Origin of the sequence: Stenotrophomonas sp. 3diitr2024, assembly GCF_042136455.1 — a bacterium.
GTDB lineage: Bacteria > Pseudomonadota > Gammaproteobacteria > Xanthomonadales > Xanthomonadaceae > Stenotrophomonas > Stenotrophomonas sepilia.
The window spans coordinates 1-440 of sequence record NZ_JBHHMJ010000282.1 but is presented as its reverse complement, the minus strand read 5'-3'; the positions used below and the strand labels follow the sequence as shown (position 1 = coordinate 440).

Genomic DNA, 440 nt, shown 5'->3' with positions numbered 1-440 from the left:
ATAATGGGCGGCTCGCTACGAAGGAAACTTCGCAGCACACGGGAACGGCGCTGAGGCCACTTCCCCGGATCTTTGAAAGTATGCGCAGGTATCTTGTGAAGGCGCCTGCAGGAAGGATGATTGTCCATCTTGCAGACGTTTGATCAAGCAACTATTAATTGTTTTAAAGCAAGCGATACGTTGCCAGAATCAATCATCTGCAGCTTTAAATTTTGATCTTCGGATCATGTAGTTTTAAGTGAAGAGTTTGATCCTGGCTCAGAGTGAACGCTGGCGGTAGGCCTAACACATGCAAGTCGAACGGCAGCACAGGAGAGCTTGCTCTCTGGGTGGCGAGTGGCGGACGGGTGAGGAATACATCGGAATCTACTCTGTCGTGGGGGATAACGTAGGGAAACTTACGCTAATACCGCATACGACCTACGGGTGAAAGCAGGGGA

General features: G+C 50.2%; 1 rRNA gene. It reads left to right on the top strand.

Going from position 1 to position 440, the window contains the following annotated elements:
* Window positions 1–235 precede the first annotated feature (235 nt).
* Window positions 236–440, top strand: a 16S ribosomal RNA gene (locus ABGA94_RS06610); the annotation flags it as partial.